The organism is Paenibacillus sp. S28, from assembly GCF_016624415.1.
Taxonomy (GTDB): Bacteria; Bacillota; Bacilli; order Paenibacillales; family Paenibacillaceae; genus Paenibacillus_AQ; species Paenibacillus_AQ favisporus.
This window is the reverse complement of the sequence record NZ_JACVTM010000003.1, coordinates 584,176-604,077: the sequence shown is the minus strand read 5'-3', so window position 1 is coordinate 604,077 and position 19,902 is coordinate 584,176. Positions and strand designations below refer to the sequence as shown.

The 19,902-nt window shown below is 45.4% G+C and carries 15 protein-coding genes; 9 read left to right on the top strand and 6 right to left on the bottom strand.

Annotation, left to right across the window (positions count from 1 at the left end):
- Window positions 1–59: 59 nt before the first annotated feature.
- Entirely contained in the window at window positions 60–254 is a 195-nt protein-coding gene (locus IAE55_RS11265) for a hypothetical protein (RefSeq protein WP_186381942.1), read from the bottom strand.
- Window positions 255–297: 43 nt separating this feature from the next.
- Window positions 298–630, bottom strand: coding sequence for a hypothetical protein (locus IAE55_RS11260; protein ID WP_116232565.1), 333 nt, complete (start codon window positions 628–630; stop codon window positions 298–300).
- A 135-nt stretch (window positions 631–765) separates the two neighbouring features.
- On the opposite strand from IAE55_RS11260, the gene IAE55_RS11255 reads away from it, so the two are divergent.
- Window positions 766–1,101 (top strand): helix-turn-helix domain-containing protein, encoded by a 336-nt coding sequence (locus IAE55_RS11255; RefSeq protein WP_094595766.1) that lies wholly within the window; start codon window positions 766–768, stop codon window positions 1,099–1,101.
- A 32-nt stretch (window positions 1,102–1,133) separates the two neighbouring features.
- Here IAE55_RS11255 and IAE55_RS11250 read toward each other — a convergent pair whose 3' ends face one another.
- The 3 genes from IAE55_RS11250 to IAE55_RS11240 form a co-directional block, all read right to left on the bottom strand.
- Window positions 1,134–2,687 (bottom strand): TniQ family protein, encoded by a 1,554-nt coding sequence (locus IAE55_RS11250; protein WP_145159586.1) that lies wholly within the window; start codon window positions 2,685–2,687, stop codon window positions 1,134–1,136.
- Between the two features lie 897 nt (window positions 2,688–3,584).
- Complete coding sequence (locus tag IAE55_RS11245) at window positions 3,585–7,403, bottom strand: hypothetical protein (RefSeq protein WP_145159588.1); 3,819 nt, start codon at window positions 7,401–7,403, stop codon at window positions 3,585–3,587.
- Between the two features lie 250 nt (window positions 7,404–7,653).
- Window positions 7,654–9,000, bottom strand: coding sequence for a deoxyguanosinetriphosphate triphosphohydrolase family protein (locus IAE55_RS11240; RefSeq protein ID WP_200632156.1), 1,347 nt, complete (start codon window positions 8,998–9,000; stop codon window positions 7,654–7,656).
- 399 nt (window positions 9,001–9,399) lie between these two features.
- On the opposite strand from IAE55_RS11240, the gene IAE55_RS11235 reads away from it, so the two are divergent.
- The 6 genes from IAE55_RS11235 to IAE55_RS11210 all read left to right on the top strand — a co-directional run bounded on the left by IAE55_RS11235 (window position 9,400) and on the right by IAE55_RS11210 (window position 14,737).
- Window positions 9,400–9,873, top strand: a complete 474-nt coding sequence (locus IAE55_RS11235) for a hypothetical protein (RefSeq protein WP_145159592.1) — start codon at window positions 9,400–9,402, stop codon at window positions 9,871–9,873.
- A 138-nt stretch (window positions 9,874–10,011) separates the two neighbouring features.
- Window positions 10,012–10,206, top strand: coding sequence for a hypothetical protein (locus tag IAE55_RS11230; protein ID WP_145159593.1), 195 nt, complete (start codon window positions 10,012–10,014; stop codon window positions 10,204–10,206).
- Window positions 10,207–10,499: 293 nt separating this feature from the next.
- Complete coding sequence (locus IAE55_RS11225; protein ID WP_200632154.1) at window positions 10,500–11,501, top strand: ketoacyl-ACP synthase III; 1,002 nt, start codon at window positions 10,500–10,502, stop codon at window positions 11,499–11,501.
- Between the two features lie 270 nt (window positions 11,502–11,771).
- Window positions 11,772–12,671 (top strand): LysR family transcriptional regulator, encoded by a 900-nt coding sequence (locus tag IAE55_RS11220; RefSeq protein WP_200632153.1) that lies wholly within the window; start codon window positions 11,772–11,774, stop codon window positions 12,669–12,671.
- A 158-nt stretch (window positions 12,672–12,829) separates the two neighbouring features.
- On the top strand, window positions 12,830–13,315 hold the full coding sequence (locus tag IAE55_RS11215) for a DUF1572 family protein (RefSeq protein ID WP_105443923.1): 486 nt from the start codon (window positions 12,830–12,832) through the stop codon (window positions 13,313–13,315).
- Between the two features lie 252 nt (window positions 13,316–13,567).
- Window positions 13,568–14,737, top strand: a complete 1,170-nt coding sequence (locus tag IAE55_RS11210) for an MFS transporter (protein ID WP_200632152.1) — start codon at window positions 13,568–13,570, stop codon at window positions 14,735–14,737.
- 258 nt (window positions 14,738–14,995) lie between these two features.
- Here IAE55_RS11210 and IAE55_RS11205 read toward each other — a convergent pair whose 3' ends face one another.
- Window positions 14,996–17,725, bottom strand: coding sequence for an alpha-L-rhamnosidase (locus IAE55_RS11205; RefSeq protein ID WP_200632151.1), 2,730 nt, complete (start codon window positions 17,723–17,725; stop codon window positions 14,996–14,998).
- Between the two features lie 293 nt (window positions 17,726–18,018).
- Here IAE55_RS11205 and IAE55_RS11200 point away from each other — a divergent pair, with 293 nt between their 5' ends.
- A complete protein-coding gene (locus tag IAE55_RS11200) occupies window positions 18,019–18,882 on the top strand; it encodes a helix-turn-helix domain-containing protein (RefSeq protein ID WP_200632149.1) in 864 nt (287 codons plus the stop codon).
- An 85-nt stretch (window positions 18,883–18,967) separates the two neighbouring features.
- Complete coding sequence (locus tag IAE55_RS11195; RefSeq protein ID WP_145159601.1) at window positions 18,968–19,900, top strand: AraC family transcriptional regulator; 933 nt, start codon at window positions 18,968–18,970, stop codon at window positions 19,898–19,900.
- The last annotated feature ends 2 nt before the right edge of the window (window positions 19,901–19,902 follow it).

The window sequence follows — 19,902 nt, the reverse complement described above, 5'->3', positions numbered from 1 at the left end:
CAGATTGTGTACACCCCTAAGCTCATCCATGATTATTGGACACCCCACTTATAACTTTATTAGTTACCACCATTCATCCAGCGTTGGTTGTATATATTTACAGCTTCTTCTGTGGACAATTGTTTCAAAAAATCCTCAAATTCAAAGATGATTGAAGCAACATCCAATGGATCACTATATCCAATCTTGTCAAAAGCTGCTATTAATGAACCAACTGCCTGTTCTAAAGTATAGGTCTTGAAAGTATGTGTCATTACTTCTCCTATTTTCAAATTTTCGAGGTTATAACAAACTCCATTACAGCGTTTGGTCATTAGCTCGAATTTTCGATATCCTTTCCTTTAAAGAATTAATGGCCTCAAAGTAAGTAGCCTTTATTTCTTCACAGACACATTCTTTGGTCTCTATGCTAGTTGCAACTTCAGCCGTCATAAAGTCAAATAACATTAATTCCTCTGGTTTTTCAGGATTGTAAAAAATCGGAATCTGCCAGGACCCCTGTACTGCAGCCAACTCAAACCACTGATGTCTAATCATATTGGCATTCGAATAAATCCTTCCATTGAACTCTAATCCACAACTAGAAACAGTGGCCAAACCTTGTAAAATTGTTGGCTCTTTCTTATCCATATTGATCACCTCATAATTAATTATTTCCAACATTTTCATTTTGATACTTATATAGATCAAAAATGAAAAATGATATGTTAACAGGCATGTATTGGAGATGAGGCATTGTTTACACTTACAAGAAGAGGTGTAGCAATGGAAACAGCATTACTAAAAAAGGTCGGACGGCGTGTTAGGGATCTAAGGAAACAAGCTGGATTATCTCAAGAACAATTGGGAGAGATTGCCGGCTTTCACTTTTCATATATCGGTGGAGTTGAACGAGCGGAAAAAAACATTACATTAGTGAATCTACAAAAGATAGCTGATGCTTTAAATGTTCCTATCATCGAATTGTTTGCTTACACATCACACAACAATCTCCAAGTGAACGAAAAAGATGAGTTACTTGAAATCATTATTGATGAGTTATCGTCATTTAAAAAAAGTGAGTTAAAGAAGGTAAAAGTATTTCTTGATGAATTTTTCTGATAAAAAAAGCACCTGCGAGGTGCTTTTTAACTTTAATCAGTATCTTCTTTTGCAACTGCTGCCTCTAGACCATGCATATGATACAGTAAAATTTGATTAGGCTCAGTTAGGCTATACTGAATTGGGATACTCCATTCGCCGTGAATCTCGGCATGATCAAAACATTTCATTGCCGCCAATTTTGGACTGACAAAGGTTTTTCCTTCGTAATTCACCCCCTCGCGAGTAATTGTAGCTATACCGTGACTTACATCGTCTTGAGATTGCAGAGACTCCCCCAATTTTCCAAAGTAACTCAGCACTGTTTCCAGTTCACTTTTGTCTAATGTAACATCAAGGATGGAAGTCGCCCCGATGGGAGAAATTGGAGTTAGAACCTGATTAAGAATTAACAATATATATCCCAGAACGGTAATCCCATTTTTCCCTTTCATTTCAATGGCTTCACGTATTGATATTCGATCAAATAACTTTTTAGATGAAATTTCTCCATGACATCTTTTGATTAACTCATTTACCTCGTCAATGATCAGCCATTTCTTATATTGATAAGATACCTCATTCAGAAGTCCAATCCTTACCATTTGGTTTACAGTTGTTATATTTAGCCCCATAACGATGGATGCCTTAAACTTTGATATATTTTTGGAGGATATGTCTTGTCCTAATTTTAATGCTGTTGTCTTTCGATATGCCTGTTTTTGAGCCCAGTAGTTAACAAATTCAGATCGTATGTTTTGATAAAAATCATCCTGGAGCATCTTCTCAAATTTAGTTTTAACTATTGTTTTTCTTGTTGGATCTGCAATATGATCGAATCGGTTCAGTGCCGATACGAAATTTGTTGGGAAATCCTTATACATATCTATGACTTTGGACAACCAATGACCCAAATTTTGTTTCTGGCTCTCAAGCCCTGAACTATGCCTGGTATTTCTCATTACGCCATTAGATCCTTGAAGTAAAAATAAACTATACTGGCTTAACGTCATAAAACGATCCATTTCCAACCTTTTACCGAATAATTCAATTGTTTTAAAGTCTATAAATAAATTAGCTAACATTCGATGGTTGGCAAAATTTCTTGACTCCTCATATTGTTTCTCTGTTTCTTCCTTCAAAAAGGGATTTCTACAGTGAGAGCATTCTCCTTTTATATAGGAAACCAGGCTAATGGAGTTGCTACAAATGGGACAGGTTTTAATTAGATTTACCCTATGCTCAAGACAAACATTAATCACGCTTAAATTCCACACTTTTTGATGGTAAATGGTATCCAATTTAAAGCACATAGGACAAAATTGGATGCAATTTCTTAAGACCAATTTATTAAATGTACTTTCGTCCATTCGTTCTTTGAATGAGTTATCCGTCATTTGATACAGTGTTTCTGGGCCTATCCCACTCAGTTTACTGATGCGATCGATACTCATCTCATGATATATATTTCTCTGGAATTCTCTCGAATTACCATGAATCATCTTAAGAAGATAATTTTTATCCGGGTACCCATTCATGAAGTTAGTTCTAACCACATAACCGGTTAAGCTCTCATCTTTATAAGGATTGGGTCTTATTAAAAACATATTCTAGCCTCCCATATAATACTTATATATATTATTTCCGTGATTATATTGGGTTATGCTCTAAAAAGAGGTACGCTCATTGTTTAAAAAATAAAATTATGAATTCTTTTTGGTATGTTTCAAGTTCATCAGATCTTTGAAGTCATACAATAATCTATGCTGCGTTATAGTTAAAACAAAAGTAAAAAAGGTCAGGACGTCCATGCCGCGGATTTCTGTGAATAAAAAAAGAACCTCCGATCGAACCGGAGGCCTTTTTGCTTTAATTACTGGCGGCGATGATATCGCCACTTCAGATCCATTCCCACTCATTCTGATCTATGCTCAGTTTAATCTCTTTACGAAAAGTGCTAATGACCATGACGAATCCCGTAAGTTCCCTTTTATTAAACGAGTCGAATAATAATTGTTTCAGGGGAGGATAATAGCTTGATTTATTGGAGTTTCTGATCCGCGCCGAGGTAAAAATGAGAAACTGGACTAAGTCAGGGCATCTACGCAACCTGTTTTCAAAAAGTTTTTCGTTTAGAATACATATTTAAATGTGCATGCATCAAAATACTGCCACTGGAATCTCATCCAACATTGCCGAATGAAAATGAATCGGGGAAGTCAGGGTCACATACTTTTTTAAATTTCATCACGTTTCACCAAAAGTATATAGACATTGATAAAAAAAAAGACCGCCCATATGGTGGTCTTAACATATATATTATATAATTACTAAGTTAATATCTTGAAAGGCCAATAATTACCTAGAGGATCATATATACAGATAAATGTCTCGCTTTTTGCATTAAAATATTGAAACCAGGCGATATTCCTAAGTTGTTTTAGAAATATCATCACCACGGTCAATACCTTCATTATATTGGGCTATAATTGTAAATAATATAATTACCATTCAAATCTTTCATTACTCTCTTTGTCATGATTTAATTCCCATTCCTTTTCCGAACGGATCTCCTCCATAAATGCTCTCTCTTCAACAATAGCCCATTCTGATACAACTTGGATTTCATGTTTCTTAAAGCTAGTTATCAGTCCCAGACGTTTATACATCATTTCTGCCCGAGAACCACTCCATGAAGTTGGTCTAAGTGATGACTTTAAATGATTTAGAATAGGTAATGGGTCAGGTACTTTAGTAAGTAATACTTTAGCCAATCTAGTCCATTCAAATTTATTTTCAACTTCTATAAAGGGCTTAATTACCGATGATACTAATGGATAACGAACTTTAGGATTGTTATCACACCATTTAAGAATTATTTCATCATCAATAAAAGAGATGGGGCTTTTATTAGCGAAGTCGTTAGAAAAAATTCTCTCAAGGCGATAATCTAATAATTCGTTGTCTCCAAGAAAGACATCTAAAAAAACTACAGGGTGTGCTGTCGCTAACGATGCTAATAAATCATCATAATCACTCACATAAACATAATTTTCTTTTACCGCGCTTGATATTCTTACTGCTAGTAATTTGGCTTTTTCAGCTTCATTTTTTTTTGAAAAACAGTATTTGAAAATTCGACTTAATTTATAGTCAACTTGATTTGGCCGATTATCATTAAATGGAAATTCCAAAAGTAAATCCTGCCCTAAATGAATTAATGATTGGCTTATGTCTTGGTGGTCTAGCCCATGAATTTTCATGCTGAAAATATCAATAGCCACATTTAACCCGCCTTGGACTGAAGCTACTAACTTTACAAATTCACAAAAATCAAAATCAGATATATGGTATAAAGATCTGCCATAGGCTAAATTGCCATATAACCATATTGGGGCATGACCTAATTTTAAAGATTTTTTAATTCGCTGAACTCCATTGTAATGAATATCTACGCTTGTTTGAATAATTGGAAAAACAATAGATAATAAATCATTATTTAGAGCTTCATTCAAAATTTCTTCACATAAATGAGGATCAGATTTAGATAAAACATTTAAAAATCCCCTAAGTAATTGATAGTGCCTTAATTCTTTATCAATTGAATTTAATGAAGTTAGAAACTTGTTCCACATTTCTCTTGGCTTGTTACACTGATCGGCAATTCCTTGCCCAACTTCAAATAACTTTGTATTATCCGAAGTTAGCATTTCGGGTAAAATCAAGTCTAACGTTTCAATATCCTGACATACTTTACGACCCAGTTCTCTAATTTGTCTTGAAAGTTTATTGTAAGACTTGTTGATATCATCTTCTTCGTCTTCAACAATATCAATTATATCTAAATAATTATTTGATCCTGTTAAAGCAAATAGTTTTATTTGTTCATATAATGTTTGTGCCTGTAATTCATCTACCAAAGTGTCTAATTTACTGACGACTTCTGTATCCATATTTTCACAATCAAATCTCCTTGTACTTTTTGCTGCCAACCAACCTTCAGACCACAATGTCACTAGGTTAATCTTCTTCGCTGCCATAGAAAGTTCTTCATACATAGCAGCGTTAGTCCAAAGACCCCGAAATTTCCTCGCAAGTAGACCTCTCGCTTCATTTCCAACCTCATTTGTTGATAATGCCAAACTTACGGTATATTCAATAAATGTTTTATACCAATACTTTACTTCGTTACTATTTTTCGGCTTATAACCGTAGTCCCTTTTTCGTGCACCGAATTCAAAACCATAGTAGTTTCTAAAATGCCACGTCTCCAGAGTAGCGCTTAATAGTGATATGCCTAATGTCATTTCTTCTTTGGAATCTGACTCACATAAACTTGTTATTATTTCCAACCTTTGCTCTGGAGTAGCTTTGGTTCCAGATAAATATAAATAAAATAATGATTTAAGTTTATCTCTAATAGAATTGCTGTTTTCCTCTGGTTTCTCTGACAAAGCAAACCTACATAATAATCTGGCTGAACGATTGAACAAGCTAGTATCATAAGCAATTGACCTAAGAATTGTTGTAAACTGGCTGTAATATGGATTGCTGTCTCGCGAAAAGAATATATCATCGCCTTTGCGATGTCCAATCTTCTCTATTTTGGAGAGTATTAACTCTGGAACTATAGGTGAAATATTTATAAGTAAATTAATGCCTAGCTCATTTAAGTTCTTAATATTACTTAACAAACCAGTATCTGATAACCATTCGCCTGCGATTTCCTTAACATGAAGGGAATTATGAAGGAAACTTAGTCTTTTAGAAAATGATTTAAGGAGTCTTTCAGAACCTACATTAACAAATGTATTATTAATTATACTTAATGGGATATTTTCTAATGCTCTTTCTGCAAGTCTGTTTGCAATAGCATGAGGAAGCAATGCTCTCCAATAATTCCTTTGTTGAATTAAGTCTCTTCTCTTTAACTCAGCCACATTTTTATATAGTTCAAGGACGTTCATGTTTATAAGTGATCCTAGAACCGTTAATTCATTATCGTCAATTTCAGATACTCTACCATCAAATGAATATACGAGAGAGCAAACTTCAGCTGCCTTTAGCAAGCTATCACTAGCACTATTTCTTTGTTGGAATAATCTATTAAACAGCTCAATATCTCGTAGTCCTGAAATATCCTCTCCTTTTTCAATCGTCCTGGCAAGAGCGATAGCTATCCGGGCGTTTCCTCCTGAGATTTCAGCAATCGTCATCGCATCAACATTACCAATATGTTCAAATCTTGCTTTAATTAATTTTACAATCAACTCATTAGACGAAGGCTCTAAACGGAATACCTCAGTTTCTTCAGGCTGATCATCTTTGACATCGTATTCTATAGTTATTAAACTGAGTAGGCTATTGGATGCTAAGCAAATTGAATTCAACCTTCTATGCAACTCAGGAGGGCAATTATCAATCACTAGAATAAAAGGTCTTTGAAGTGCAATTAGTCTTTCAGCAAAATTCCTTGGATCTGGAAATGGACTATCACTCAGGTCTGAATAAAAAACATTCGATTGACTAAGAGGGATATCCCCAATCCGTTCATCAAACAAAGACTGAATTAATCGCGTTTTTCCTACTCCCGATAAGCCCACCAAACGTACAGAGGATCTTGGACGACATAAAATTTTCCTGAGTTCATTGATTCCTTGAATTAGATCCATACCTTCTGAATTAAAATTTTCCGATGTATAATTATGAAGTCGAGCTTGATCATCTAAAATGTACTCCTCCTCAATGCCGCCAGGACAATTTGCCCAATTATTATAAGTCTTCCATCCACTTATTGGTTGTCCTATCTTGTCTCTTATCCAAAGTATTAGGAATGGATGAGACCTTACCCAACTGGCAATTCTTTCTCGGTCATAAAAATCCACTTTAAGATTTGAAGCGTTATGGTAATCCATTATTGCCTCCTGCATAGCCCTCTTTCTGTTATGCAGAGATGAATCGGAAGTAGAACCTTGACTACTTACTATTATATAAGCTCCATTGATATCCGCTAACTCTTTAATGACCTGTCTAAGATCATCATTCGGTCGCATTTCATCTATAATTGCTTTTCTTGGCATATCGGGCTTTTTTACCTGGAAACCAGTAACAGACCTTGGAATAAAGCTATCTGTATGAAGAATTGTACCTACTGAAACTCGTACGTCTATCCCTCCGTCTTTTGCATTTTGATGTCCTCCCCAAGTAACACCTGAAGTGTGTAAACCTAAAGCACGTAATTCCGCTTCACAAAGGAGCCCTATAAGTGATCTAAGATCTGAGTCACTAAGCTGAGATATATCATTGCCTGTGATTTCGAACATAATGTCCTCCTTGATTTCGTATCCCTAGAGTTTAGAACTTCAATATATAACTCTCTATATTATTCCTAGAAAGGCTAAAAGGCTCACTGCTATAAACAGTTGAGCCTTCTAAACATAATTCTATAGCAAGTAGTTTATATAGTGAGTCATGGATTCTCTAAAATGGCACGTTTACTTTTTCATTCAGTAAGTGTGGGATCAAAACGAATATGATTACGAATCAATAACATAGGATATCTACAATTGGCTATTAATCAAGATCATAAATTGACCTGGTGTTTAAGCTAAACAATTCCCCATAAATCTTTTCGGCAAATGAATCAGTCATTCCCGAAATATAATCTGCTATAAAACGTTCCCAATCCCACCCAGGGTTTTCAGATAATTTTATCATCCAATCTCTTGGTATAATCTTTCCGTCTCGATCATTTATAAATGAATCCCAGAGACCTCGGATAATTTTTTCACTCCGTTTTTGCAAACGCTGTACTCTCAGGTCATTAATCATGGTTACCCAGGCTAATTTTTTTAATATGAGAACCTCTCGCCAAATTTCATTATTTTCAGTGTTATTACTTTTATTAACGAATGTAACTTTCTTCCAATCCTCATGATCAATCACGCCAATATTGCTAACAAAAAAATTAACGGTTTCCGCTTTCAACTCTCGACGAGCTCGAGATTCATCATAATTATATTCTGCTAGGATTTTTTTCCACCTATCAATGTAACGGATTATAACCTCCTCTACCCTTTCTTGAACACTTCTCCCCTCCCATATATAGTGTCCCTCAGGATATTGCTTAGAAATTTCACTGATCACTTTATCAGAATAAAGTTCAGGACCTCGAATGTTTGTTAGATCAATTTTTTTCGACTTTATTCCATCCTCAATATCATGTGTTGAGTATGCAATATCATCACATAAATCCATCAACTGTGCTTCCAGGGTTTTCTTTTCAGAAGGCATTTCCCATTTTTTTCTAAGAATTTCAATATATTCCCATTCCATTGGATACATCCCTTTAGGTCTTTCTTTACTCCCTAGAAATGGATATTTGTTAATTCCCAATAAAACGGCTGAAGATAAGTTCAATCCATCCTGTTTCTTCCTTTTTTCTAAAAACATCAAAATACGAAAATTCTGTGCATTTCCTTCAAAATGTAAGGATGTTGCTTTATCCTCAGCGTACCCAACTAAAGCATCATTAAGTACTTCTTCCCCCTTATGTCCAAAGGGCGGATGACCTAAATCATGCGCTAGGGCGGCACATTCCACGACTTCCGGATCAATTACAAACCCAGCATTTTTAGCTCCAGCCTCAGTAAATTCATCATTCTGAGCTAAAACAGTTGCAGCGTGTTGAGCTATTTGTGCAACTTCCAAAGAATGCGTTAATCTAGTTCTAAAATAATCACCACTTCCAGCCCCAAACACTTGTGACTTTCCTTGGAGCCTTCTGAAAGCAGGAGCATGAATCAAACGTGCATAATCCCTTGAAAATTCTTTTCTCGAGTCGTTTGGACGCTCAGTTGTTGACCCATCAGTTATAATATCTGGTGTAAAACGCTCACGCCTTAGTGATGCTATTTCCATTTTTTTGCCTCCGACTAGTAATATTTTCATAGGATAAATATATCATGAATGGTTTGATTTGTATCATAAGTATTACAAACATATTACTATTTGAGGAGTAAAATTTATATGATACCTCTTTTCTGAAATAAAGACTTGACTCTAATAAAGAGCCCATAACAATTTTGACGAGATGAATCTACATAAATAGGTTATGAAGTCATTGCTTTCCCTATCTATTCTTACACTGCTATGTTGAACGGAACTACGATCTACGTATTTAACGGACAGGAGGGATTAGTCGGATGAGGAAAAATGAAAAATTACAAAGCCTAATGTAAAAACAAGAATGAATTTTCTGTATTTACCTAAGTTTATTTCCATTCATTATTGTCAACACTATGTATTGAGGTGATAACAATGGAGAGAAAAAATACCTGGTCAGTGGATGACGATAAACTTTTAACAGATTTAGTTTTAACTTGTATGAAAAACGGAGGAACACAAACCCATGCTTTTCAGGTGGCCGCAGTAGAATTAGGTCGAACAATAGCGGCATGCAGCTTTCGTTGGAATAGCACTCTTAAAAAGAAATATGAAAACTCAATAAGGGAGCTCAACCCGAAAATGATTCCCCAAGGGAAAGAAAATTCTACATTAATAACTAATGAACCAATTACACAAGAATTACCAAGCAATAACTTAATTAAAGAAATCTCGGACTATATCAATGAATTAGAAGAAAAAATTGAGCAGCAACAACAAGAAATCGAAAAGTTAAGAGAACAAACAAAAATTAATAGGGATAGACTTATTGCAAGCGATGATCTTCAAAAAATAATTAGTATCATCTCAAGTGCAAAGCAAAAGGGCTATTTAGGGCGAGCAAACTAATATTAATAAAAAAGAAGCCGTATGGCTTCTTTTTTTTGACATAAAGGTATTCAATCTACTACTCGGCAAATTAATATATACGCAACGAAGGAACACGAAATACTATAGTCGAAATTATTTGTTTAGAGGTGACCAAAGTTGATAGAAGAATTAAGAATTGCCGCTGCCTATGCTCAAAAAGTTAGAATTAAATTAAAGACAGGTGAAGTAATAGAAGGTAAGGCCCAATTATCAGGGGATCCGGATCGGGCAAAAGTGCGCACTGGCGAAGGTCCGTTATGGATACCCTATGATGAAATTGAATTTGTCGAACGCTTAATAAAGCTGAATTGATTAAGGAGGACCGCCTAATGGCGGTTTTTTTGACTACTTTCGCATACAAATTTATGTATATTCATGCATTTTCTCATTAATTGTGAAAATATTTCTCATCAATTATGAAAAAATTATCACTAATTATGACAACACACACTCACCTATTGACCTCTCTCCAATTCACGTCTATAATTAGTACCAGATACTAATACTTGATATCAAAAAATTGACCTTAGTTTTTATATTTCCTAATATGCACCCATCCCTTCACCCTAAAGAACTCATTTTTTTAAAAAAAGGAGCGATTGATCATGAACCTTACGGTTTCGACAGCCCGCATTACGGCTATTGGCAGCTATGTTCCGGAAAAAAAATTGACGAACGCGGATTTGGAGCAAATGGTGGATACGAGCGACGAGTGGATCGTCCAGCGGACCGGTATGCGGGAGCGGCGGATTGCCGGTGAGAACGAATACTCCTCCACAATGGCATATAAGGCCGTGGAAGACTTGGTCAGCCGTTACGGTCAGGACTTGACCGACGTGGACTGCATCATCGTGTCGACGACGACGCCGGATTACGCTTTTCCGAGCGTGGCCTGCCAAATTCAAGGGTACTTTCACATCCCCAGCACTGCGGCATTTGACCTGAACGCCACCTGCGCTGGCTTCACCTATGCGATGCATATGGCCAACGGCCTGATTACATCCGGTCTGCACCGGAAGGTCCTGGTAGTCGCGGCCGAGACGCTGTCCCGCGTAACAGATTATACGGACCGGTCGACCTGCATCCTGTTCGGCGATGGAGCCGCGGCCGTTCTGGTCGAGAAGGACGAGCAGCGTCCAAGCTTTATCACGGCCCATCTGGGCACGAATGGCGAAGGCGGCATCCACGTCTATCGCACAAACCTTTCCAAAACGATGAATGGTGAGGAGCTGCTAACGAGCGAGAAAATGGTCCAAAACGGACGGGAAGTCTACAAATGGGCGACGCGAACCGTGCCTCAGGGCGTAGAGACTTTGCTGGAGCAGGCGGGAATGACGGCCGGGGACGTGAATTGGTTTGTTCCGCACAGCGCCAATTTCCGCATGGTTGAATCTATCTGCGAAAAAGCCGGCATCCCCGTGGAGAAGACTCTGACCAGCATGGAGTATTACGGCAACACGTCTTCAGTGTCGATTCCATTGGCGCTTCAGCTCGGTCTGGACGAAGGCAAGCTGCAGAACGGAGACACGCTGCTGCTGTACGGATTCGGCGGCGGCTTGACCCATGCCGGACTGATCCTGAAATGGGATTTGGATGCCCGCGGTTGATCAGCGGCAAAGAGTGTGACGTAAATGTTTGAAGGCTTCCGACCATATCGGAGGCCTTTTTTTCATAAATTCATTAATGCATATGCAAGAGCCTCTTCTCATGCTACCTTTACGGCTAGCATTCTGCAAAGTACAATAATAGCAATTCATCGATCTGATGAATGCAACATCTCGACGCATTGAAAAAATCGATGATTAGGTCACAGTCAGGTATGCAACTACAAATATAAAACGATTTGAATACAATCCAATGACAAAGGTGGGAAAAGGATGAATCTGCACGCGTTGCGCGTATTCGCGGAGGTGGCCAGTACGGGAAGCGTGACCCGGGCCGCCGGCAACCTGCTGCTCAGCCAGCCCGCAGCCACTGCCCAGCTGCGGAATCTGGAGCAGGAGCTCGGAATGAAGCTGGTTGCCTCCAAGGGGCGCTCCATCCAATTGACGCCAGCCGGCGAGCGGCTGGCCGCCCGGGCACGGCAGCTGTTTTCGCTGGAATACGAGATGGAGCGGGAGATGAACGCACTCAAAATCGGGCTCGAAGGCAGCCTCCGGATCTGCTCCACAGATCTGCCCGGCCGGACGGTGCTTCCCGCCTGGATCGTCCGCTTCAAGCAGCAGTATCCGAAAGTGCACGTCCAGTTGACCCGGGGCAGCTCCCGTATCGCAATGGAGCGGCTGCTCGACCACTCGGTGGACATCGCGCTCATCTGCGGCGAGGGTCCGAAGGATTCCGGTTTGGAATACATCACGCTCCTGGAAGACGAGCTGATCTTCATCGCCCACCGGGACCACCCCTTAGCGGGTGCCGCCACTACGCTCCAGGAGCTGATGGCAACCGCCTTTATCCTCCGGGAAGAAGGCAGCTATACCCGCAGGAAGCTCTTCTCCCTCTGCGACGCCTACGAAGTGCCGAAGCCTCGGACCGGGATCTGCATTGAAGGGATGCATGAAACGATTGAAGCCGTCAAATCGGGATACGGCGTTTCTTTTGTGCCCTCCCTTGCGGTAGCCCGGGAGCTCAAATCCGGTGAGCTTGCGGAGGTGCGTGTTCCCGGGATGCGCATCAAGGACCCGATCCGGCTGTACACCCGGATTGGCGAAGAGCCTCTGGCGCCGGCGGCTAACTTTATGGCCATGATCGCTCCTCCTCTGTCCCAGGTCGGATCATAAATCATCAATTATATTGATGATACTGTTTGATATATATATTGGATTTATACTCAAAATCTCATTATGCTAAAAACACAGCACGGTCATGAAACCGCTGTGGAGAAGGCATGGATGAGATTTTTGTTTTTCAGACCGATATTCCAAAGGAGGCACAACCTATGACATCAACACTGTTCACAACATATCAAAGCGCGGTCAAAACCCGACTGGAAGAAATGAAACGCACGGCCGAAGCTGCCATCGGGCAGCTCGAGGATTCTGCCCTTGCTTGGGCCCCGGAACCCGGTTCCAACAGCATCACCGTGATCGTCAAGCACATGAGCGGGAATATGATTTCCCGATGGACTGATCCGTTTACCACCGACGGAGAGAAACCGGACCGAAACCGCAATGCGGAGTTCATTCATGAAGAGCTCGACCGCGCAGCCCTGCTGGATCGCTGGGAACATGGCTGGAGCCTGTTCCTGGGACAAATCGCCGCGCTCCGGGAGGAGCAGCTGCTGACGGAAATCACGATCAAGGGCCGGTCACTCACCGTCATCGAGGCCATTGAAAAAAGCCTGTACCATAACGCATACCACATCGGCCAAATCATTTATATCGCCAAACAGTACCGCAAGGATCAATGGGTCAGTTTGTCGTGATCCGTGGGCGGTGTCTTTCAAAACAGGGGGCATGCCGGCATGCCCCCTGTTCCTTTCTATACCGCACGAATTAAAGCAACCCATTCACTAGGTGGGCATACCGAAACACTTACGGTTATGGCGGGGTTTCTCGTGCTATCCGTATATTTTTTGTACTCTCAAAGTTCATGACAATAATTGTCACTATTAAGCAATACAATGGCAGCAAGAACCATCTCTCCGCAACCACGGAGGAGGAAAGGAGTAGTAAATATGAAATTAACCGCCTTGTTTTTTCTGATCATGTTTATGATCGGGACGGATACCTTCCTCATCTCCCCGATGATTCCGACGCTTCAGGACCTGTACGGCGTCCCCACGGGAATGTCCGGCTGGATGATGGGCTCCTACACGCTTGGCGCCGCGGTCTTCGCCTTGATTGCCGGCCCGCTCTCGGACGGGTTGGACCGAAAAAAAGTCATGCTGCTCGGACTGCTGGGCTTTGCGGTGTCCACCGCGCTGTGCGGAATCGCCGCAGATTTCTGGATGATGTGCCTATTCCGGCTGCTCGCCGGGATCAGCGCAGCTTTTGCCGCACCGCAGGTGTGGGCGTCCATCCAAACGCTGCTGCCCGCAGAGAAAAAGGGCAAGGCGATGGGGCTTGCCTATGCGGGGCTCGCGGTATCCCAAGCGTTCGGGGTTCCGATCGGCAGCTGGCTGGCGGCAGAACGCTGGTCCCTCCCCTTTTTCGCGATTGGAGCTCTGTCCCTGCTGCTTGCCGGAACGGCCTTCTTCATCCTGCCTTCCATGAAGCCGCAACCGAATGCCGTTCCATCGCGGCAGGCCTTCTGGCACAGATACGCGCCGCTTCTCGGAAGCGGCAGGGCGAGAGGCGCCTTCCTGGCTTATTTCCTGATCCATCTGGGCAGCAATGCCGCGTTTGCGTTTTTGGGCAAATGGTCCGCGGAACGCTTTCACCTTCCGGTTGACCAGATCGGGACGATCATGATTTTCCTCGGTGTAGGCAATTTGGCCGGTAGTCTCGTCAGCGGATATGTCAACAACTTGTGGACGTCGTCCAGGATTGTAGCCACCTCGGTGCCGCTCCTGATGATCGGCTATGCCGCGCTCCCGCACCTGCCGTCTTTCATGGCCGCATCGATCATGTACTTCGCCATCTTTTTCATCCTGGGCATTCTTTTCCCGATGATCATGGGCGTCCTGAACAGCCTGAATCCGTCGCTGCGGGGGACGATTTCAAGCACGGCTACGGCGACGATGAACGCTGCCACGACAGTCGGCGCCTCCCTTGCAGGCCTGCTGTACGCCGGATCGGGCGGGTATGCGGCCGTCGGCCTGTTCTCTGCCTGCTGCTTCGCCGCATCCCTGCTTATCTTTGGCACGAGCCGCGTGCTGGCGAGAGAGCCGGTGCCGCAGGCGTAAAAAGTCTATCGATGCACATTCTAAGCAGCCATGCCCCTTTCAACGGAAGTTTTTCTTACGCGACATAAGGAAGTCATTGTCTCCGAAACTGTAATCCCCTATATCTAAAAAAAGCCCCGCCGACCCTGTCGGCGAGGCTTGCTTTCTTTTACAACGAGCATCCTAACGTACGGGTAGGAACAGGAAGCAAGGGCATAAACGAACCAATCCGGTTGTTCCAAGCTTAATGCTATAGATCACCCCATCCATGCCCTAGCCTCACGCCCCGGACAATGCTGGGCTCGGCTGCTGGACGGTCACCCGGTATACGCCGGATCCCAGCTCCAGCTTCAACGTTCCAGCGTCGTCTTCCCTGGCGCTCAACACGCCCGATGCCTGATCCGCCGGCTGCCCATTGACCTGCGTTGAAGCGATCGACGCGCCCGGCAGTTCGGTCTCAGCGGTCGTGTTCGGCGGAATTTCGAATTCGTAGGAGGCCAGCGGGCTGTCCCCGTCCCCGTCCTTGTTCGCCAAGCTCCATTCGCTCCGGATCGTGCCGTACATCGAATCCAGCGCAGCTTTGGCATAAGACAGCGCCGAGTCCGTCCGCGGACGAAGCCGGATCCGCTTGTACCCCGGTCCTTCAGCTTCATTCAAATCCAGCCCCGCCACGGCCCGGTACAGCCAGTCGCCGATGGCGCCGAAGGCGTAGTGGTTATACGAGTTCATGTCATCGCTCCAGAACGAGCCGTCCGGCTTGATACCGTCCCAATGTTCCCAGATTGTGGTCGCTCCCTGCTTGACCGAATACAGCCAGGACGGATAATCCTCCTGCATCGCCAGCTTCACGGCCAGGTCGTGGTAGCCGTTCTCCGTTAGCACATGGCATAGGTATGGCGTACCGACGAATCCGGTGGTCAAATGGTGGTTCTGTTCCTTGACATACTCCGCCAGCGTAGCGGCCATCCGGCGCTGAACCTCCCCTTCCACCAGCCCGAACATCAGCGGAAGAATCATGGCGGTCTGCGTATGCGCGGCCAGCCTTCCGCCCGGCGTGACGAACTCGTTCAGGAACGCTTCGGCCACCTTTTCGTACAGCTGGCGGTAAGCGGCGGCATCCTCGGTACGCCCGAGAACTTCGGCGGTCTTTACGAACAAGGAGGTCGAATATGCATAGAAGCAGGTGGCGATCAAATCCCTTGGCGTCGCCCCGACGTAGCTGCCTTCCTTCGCGTCAAGCGCCAGCCAGTCGCCAAAATGAAACCCGGTATTCCACAAATATTCGTTGTCCCCTTGGGCGCGGATATGGTCGACCCATGCCTTCATGCTGTCATATTGCTCCTCCAGAATCCGCTTGTCGCCATAGCAAAGATAGATCGTCCACGGACAAATGACGGCGGCATCTCCCCAAGCCGCGGACGAGTAGGCATTATCGTCGAGAACCTGCGGTATGACATGCGGCACGCCGCCATCCTCCCGCTGGTCGGCCTTCAGGTCATGGAGCCACTTGGAGAAAAACGGTGCCACGCCGAAATTAAAAGCAGCTGTCCGGACAAACACCTGAGCATCCCCGGTCCACCCCAGCCGCTCATCACGCTGCGGGCAATCGGTCGGAATGTCCAGGAAGTTGCCGCGCTGGCCCCACTCGATGTTATGCTGCAGCTGGTTCAACAGCTCATGCGAGCACTCGAACCGCCCTGTCTGCGGCATATCCGTGTGCATGACACGGCCTGTAAAACGGTCCGGATTCAGCGGCTCGGCATCCGGCCAGCCCTCGACCTTCACATAACGGAAGCCCTGGAAGGAGAAATGAGGCTCATACGTTTCCTCACCGCCGCCTCTGCAGATATACGTTACGGATTGCTTGGCCTTGCGGAGATTGCCCGTGTAAAAATTTCCACGGCTGTCCAGCACCTCCGCGTGCTTCAGCGTAATCGCCGTGCCGGCAGGCAGATTCAGGCGCATATGCATGCGGCCCACCATGTTCTGCCCCATGTCGAGTACGGTATCCCCTTCAGGCGTCCGCAGGACTGTAACCGGTTTCAATTCTTGGATGACCCGCACCGGTTCGTTTTCCTGCATGACGAGGATGTCCTTGTTGTGATCCAGCTTAGCCACTCCTGCCCAGTCCGCATCATCAAACCCGGGCTGGCTCCAGCCGCCTGCCTCCAGCCGCGCATCATACGTTTCCCCGTGGTAAATTTCCGACATGCGTACCGGTCCGGTCGACGCTCTCCAGGAAGGATCGCTTCCGATGATTTCCGTGCTGCCATCCGCATATTCAAGATGCAGCTGAAGCAGCAGCGCCCGCTGATCCCCGAACAGGTTACGATGGTTCTCCCAAGCCAGATTGCCCTTATACCATCCGTTGGCCAGCGCTGCGCCGATGGCATTATCAGCCCGGGATCGGATCAGGTCAGTGACGTCATAGGCCTGAACCTGCAGCCGGTGCCGGTAGCTGGTCCAGCCCGGTGTGAATGCCCAGTCGCCCACCCGCTCGCCGTTCAGCTCCAGCTCATAGAAGCCAAGGCTCGTCGCGTATATTCGTGCCTTCCGGACGTCCTTACTCACACGGAACGCTTTGCGGAGAAGGAACTCTTCTTCCGCCTGGGGATCGATCATTCCCGGTTCGGGTGTAATCCAATCTGCACTCCAGTCCGATATCCGCAGCAGTCCCATTTCAAAATAGGACGTATCGCTCCATTCCGACTCCTGCCCCTGTTGATCCCACACCTTGACGCGCCAGCTGCAGCGTTGTCCGGACTGAAGCATGGCACCCGCATATTCGACAAGCACCGATTGGTCCGAGTCCACGACGCCCGTGTCCCAGATCAGATGATCCCCAGCAAAATCCCCTTCCTCTCCCGCCACCTGAAGATGATAAGCCGACTGCAGCACATGCATCCGGCCGGACGTGAGCTGCCAGCTGAAGCGGGGACGCTCCGTGCCGAGCCCGAGCGGCTCGCTGCGGTATTCGCAGGTCAATTTCGTAATGCCTAGCGTTGACATAGACTTCCCTCCCGTTTTTTTGCGTTGGATGCTAGCTAGGGTCTTTGGCCATGTGTTTCAACTACTGCTTCCATTTGTACCTTCAAAGAAGACAGACCGCGTTTAAAGGTATTTTTTCTTGCAATATCAGGAAGCCATGGCTCTGGTGTTTATTATTATAAAAAAGGCTGCTCGGCGATACAGGCGGCGATCTGGACGAAAATATAGGCTGATCTGGACATATCGCCAATGATCACCTAGGATAGGAGCAAAGGTTGATTTTCCGAAAATCCACCATCGAGGGGAGAAGGCAAGTGAGCATAAAACGAAGCCAGGCCTTGCTGCGGATGGACGCTTTTTTCGAGCCGGGGGTGCCCTTCTACGTCAACCGCGTGTCTGAATCGTTCGATATGCTGGAACACTCGCACGAGTTTGTGGAACTGACCTATGTCAGCGAAGGCTCGGGCGTCCATTATATCGGCGGAGAAGCCTGGCCGGCAGAGCAGGGCAGCCTGTTTCTCATCCCGGTCGGACTCTCGCATGTGTTCCGGCCGAAGACCCCGCGGAAGGACCGGCAGCTGGTCGTGTACAACTGCATCTTTCCTGCCGATTATCTCCGGGAGCTTGAAGCTGCTTTCCCGCGTGATCGGGAGGTGTTCGCCGCCTTTCTGGAACCGGATATGCCGTGGCTGGAAATCAAAGATCAGAGCGGCGAGTATCATGCCTTATTCCGTGAGCTGTACCGGGAATATGCCGGCCGAAGCCCGGGCTGGCTGCTGCTGCTGACCTCGCTGCTGGTCCGCGTGCTGACCGGCTTGTACCGGCACCGGCTGCAGCTGGATCCGCCAGCCGTCAGGCGCCAAGGCTCGCTGACGATCGACGAATCGATCGCATATATAGAGCGTCACTTCGCCTCCGATTTGCGGCTGAGCGAGCTGGCGGCGCAGGCCAGCCTCAGCCCGAGGCATTTCAGCCGGCTGTTCGCCCGCCAGACGGGAATGAGCTTCACCGCTTATTTGCAGGGCATCCGCATGGACGCCGCCTGCCGTATGCTGCTCGAAAGCGACGGCAGCGTGAGCGAAATCGCCGCCCGGGCCGGGTACAGCGATTTGAAGTTTTTTCACCGGCTGTTCAAGCAAAAGACCGGCATCACGCCCAGGCAGTACCGACAGCGGTGAAAGGGCTGAACCGCCAAGCCGCTATCTTTTCTCACACTCGTGAATGCCGAACCGTACCTATCATTCCAAAGGAGAAACGCCTGCCATGACGATCCAATCCGTTTTCCGCCGGGCCAACCAAATCTGCAACCGCGAACTGACCCGGCTGGAGGAAGCCGGCCTGTCCATCGCCATTATGTACTGGGGGTTTATGCCCACGCACTATGACAATTCCATGCACCGCCACTCCTTCTTTGAAGCCTGTTACGTTGTGGACGGCGAAGGTGCATACATCGAACAAGGCAAAGAATACCCGCTGAAGAAAGGCACCGCTTTTTTGTCCCTGCCCGGCGTCTGGCACCAGATCCAAAGCGAGACCGGTCTTACGCTCGTCTATGCCGCTTTTGAGGTGGATGAAAAGCATACCGGGAGCCCATATCTGGAGGCTTACCGGCACTTGGCCGAGCATGGGCAGCCGGTGGTGGATGGTGCGGACGAGCAGCCCGCCGGGCATTTGTGGGATGCGCTTATCTCTATGTTTCAGACTCCAAAACCGGCCCTCCAACCGGTACTCAGCCACGTCTCCATGTCCCTGATGCTGTCCATTCTCTCCCTGCACGGAACACAGCAGCAGGACACGCCGGAAGCTGGCTCGGATGTGGCAGCCGCCGAAGAGAACTCTCTCTTTCGGCAGGCCAAGCTGTTCATTGACGACAACCTGGGCGAAGAGCTGACACTCGCCTTGGTTGCAGGGCACCTGCATATTTCGTCCCGCCATTTAACGAGGTTGTTTCAGGCCAACCTGAGCCAATCATTCGTCCACTATATTCAGGAACGCCGGGTGCGCCGGGCTTCCCAGCTGCTGCTTCAGAGCGACCTGCCCGTCAAGGACATCGCATCGCAGTGCGGCTTTCAGTCGGTCCATTATTTCACACGAATATTTACCCGCCGGCTCGGTGTATCCCCCGCGAAATTCAGACGTTCCCAGTTCACCGAAGGGCGTTCGGGCAAAGAACATTTCCCTCCGAACATGTCCTGATT

What these genes read in the sequence shown, in the direction of transcription:
- IAE55_RS11250 (WP_145159586.1), bottom strand. Translation starts at nt 2,687, where the DNA reads ATGTTTTTAATAAGACCCAATCCTTATAAAGATGAGAGCTTAACCGGT.
- IAE55_RS11255 (WP_094595766.1), top strand. Translation starts at nt 766, where the DNA reads ATGGAAACAGCATTACTAAAAAAGGTCGGACGGCGTGTTAGGGATCTA.
- IAE55_RS11235 (WP_145159592.1), top strand. Translation starts at nt 9,400, where the DNA reads ATGGAGAGAAAAAATACCTGGTCAGTGGATGACGATAAACTTTTAACA.
- IAE55_RS11225 (WP_200632154.1), top strand. Translation starts at nt 10,500, where the DNA reads ATGAACCTTACGGTTTCGACAGCCCGCATTACGGCTATTGGCAGCTAT.
- IAE55_RS11265 (WP_186381942.1), bottom strand. Translation starts at nt 254, where the DNA reads ATGACACATACTTTCAAGACCTATACTTTAGAACAGGCAGTTGGTTCA.
- IAE55_RS11245 (WP_145159588.1), bottom strand. Translation starts at nt 7,403, where the DNA reads ATGTTCGAAATCACAGGCAATGATATATCTCAGCTTAGTGACTCAGAT.
- IAE55_RS11205 (WP_200632151.1), bottom strand. Translation starts at nt 17,725, where the DNA reads ATGTCAACGCTAGGCATTACGAAATTGACCTGCGAATACCGCAGCGAG.
- IAE55_RS11210 (WP_200632152.1), top strand. Translation starts at nt 13,568, where the DNA reads ATGAAATTAACCGCCTTGTTTTTTCTGATCATGTTTATGATCGGGACG.
- IAE55_RS11220 (WP_200632153.1), top strand. Translation starts at nt 11,772, where the DNA reads ATGAATCTGCACGCGTTGCGCGTATTCGCGGAGGTGGCCAGTACGGGA.
- IAE55_RS11240 (WP_200632156.1), bottom strand. Translation starts at nt 9,000, where the DNA reads ATGGAAATAGCATCACTAAGGCGTGAGCGTTTTACACCAGATATTATA.
- IAE55_RS11260 (WP_116232565.1), bottom strand. Translation starts at nt 630, where the DNA reads ATGGATAAGAAAGAGCCAACAATTTTACAAGGTTTGGCCACTGTTTCT.
- IAE55_RS11195 (WP_145159601.1), top strand. Translation starts at nt 18,968, where the DNA reads ATGACGATCCAATCCGTTTTCCGCCGGGCCAACCAAATCTGCAACCGC.
- IAE55_RS11215 (WP_105443923.1), top strand. Translation starts at nt 12,830, where the DNA reads ATGACATCAACACTGTTCACAACATATCAAAGCGCGGTCAAAACCCGA.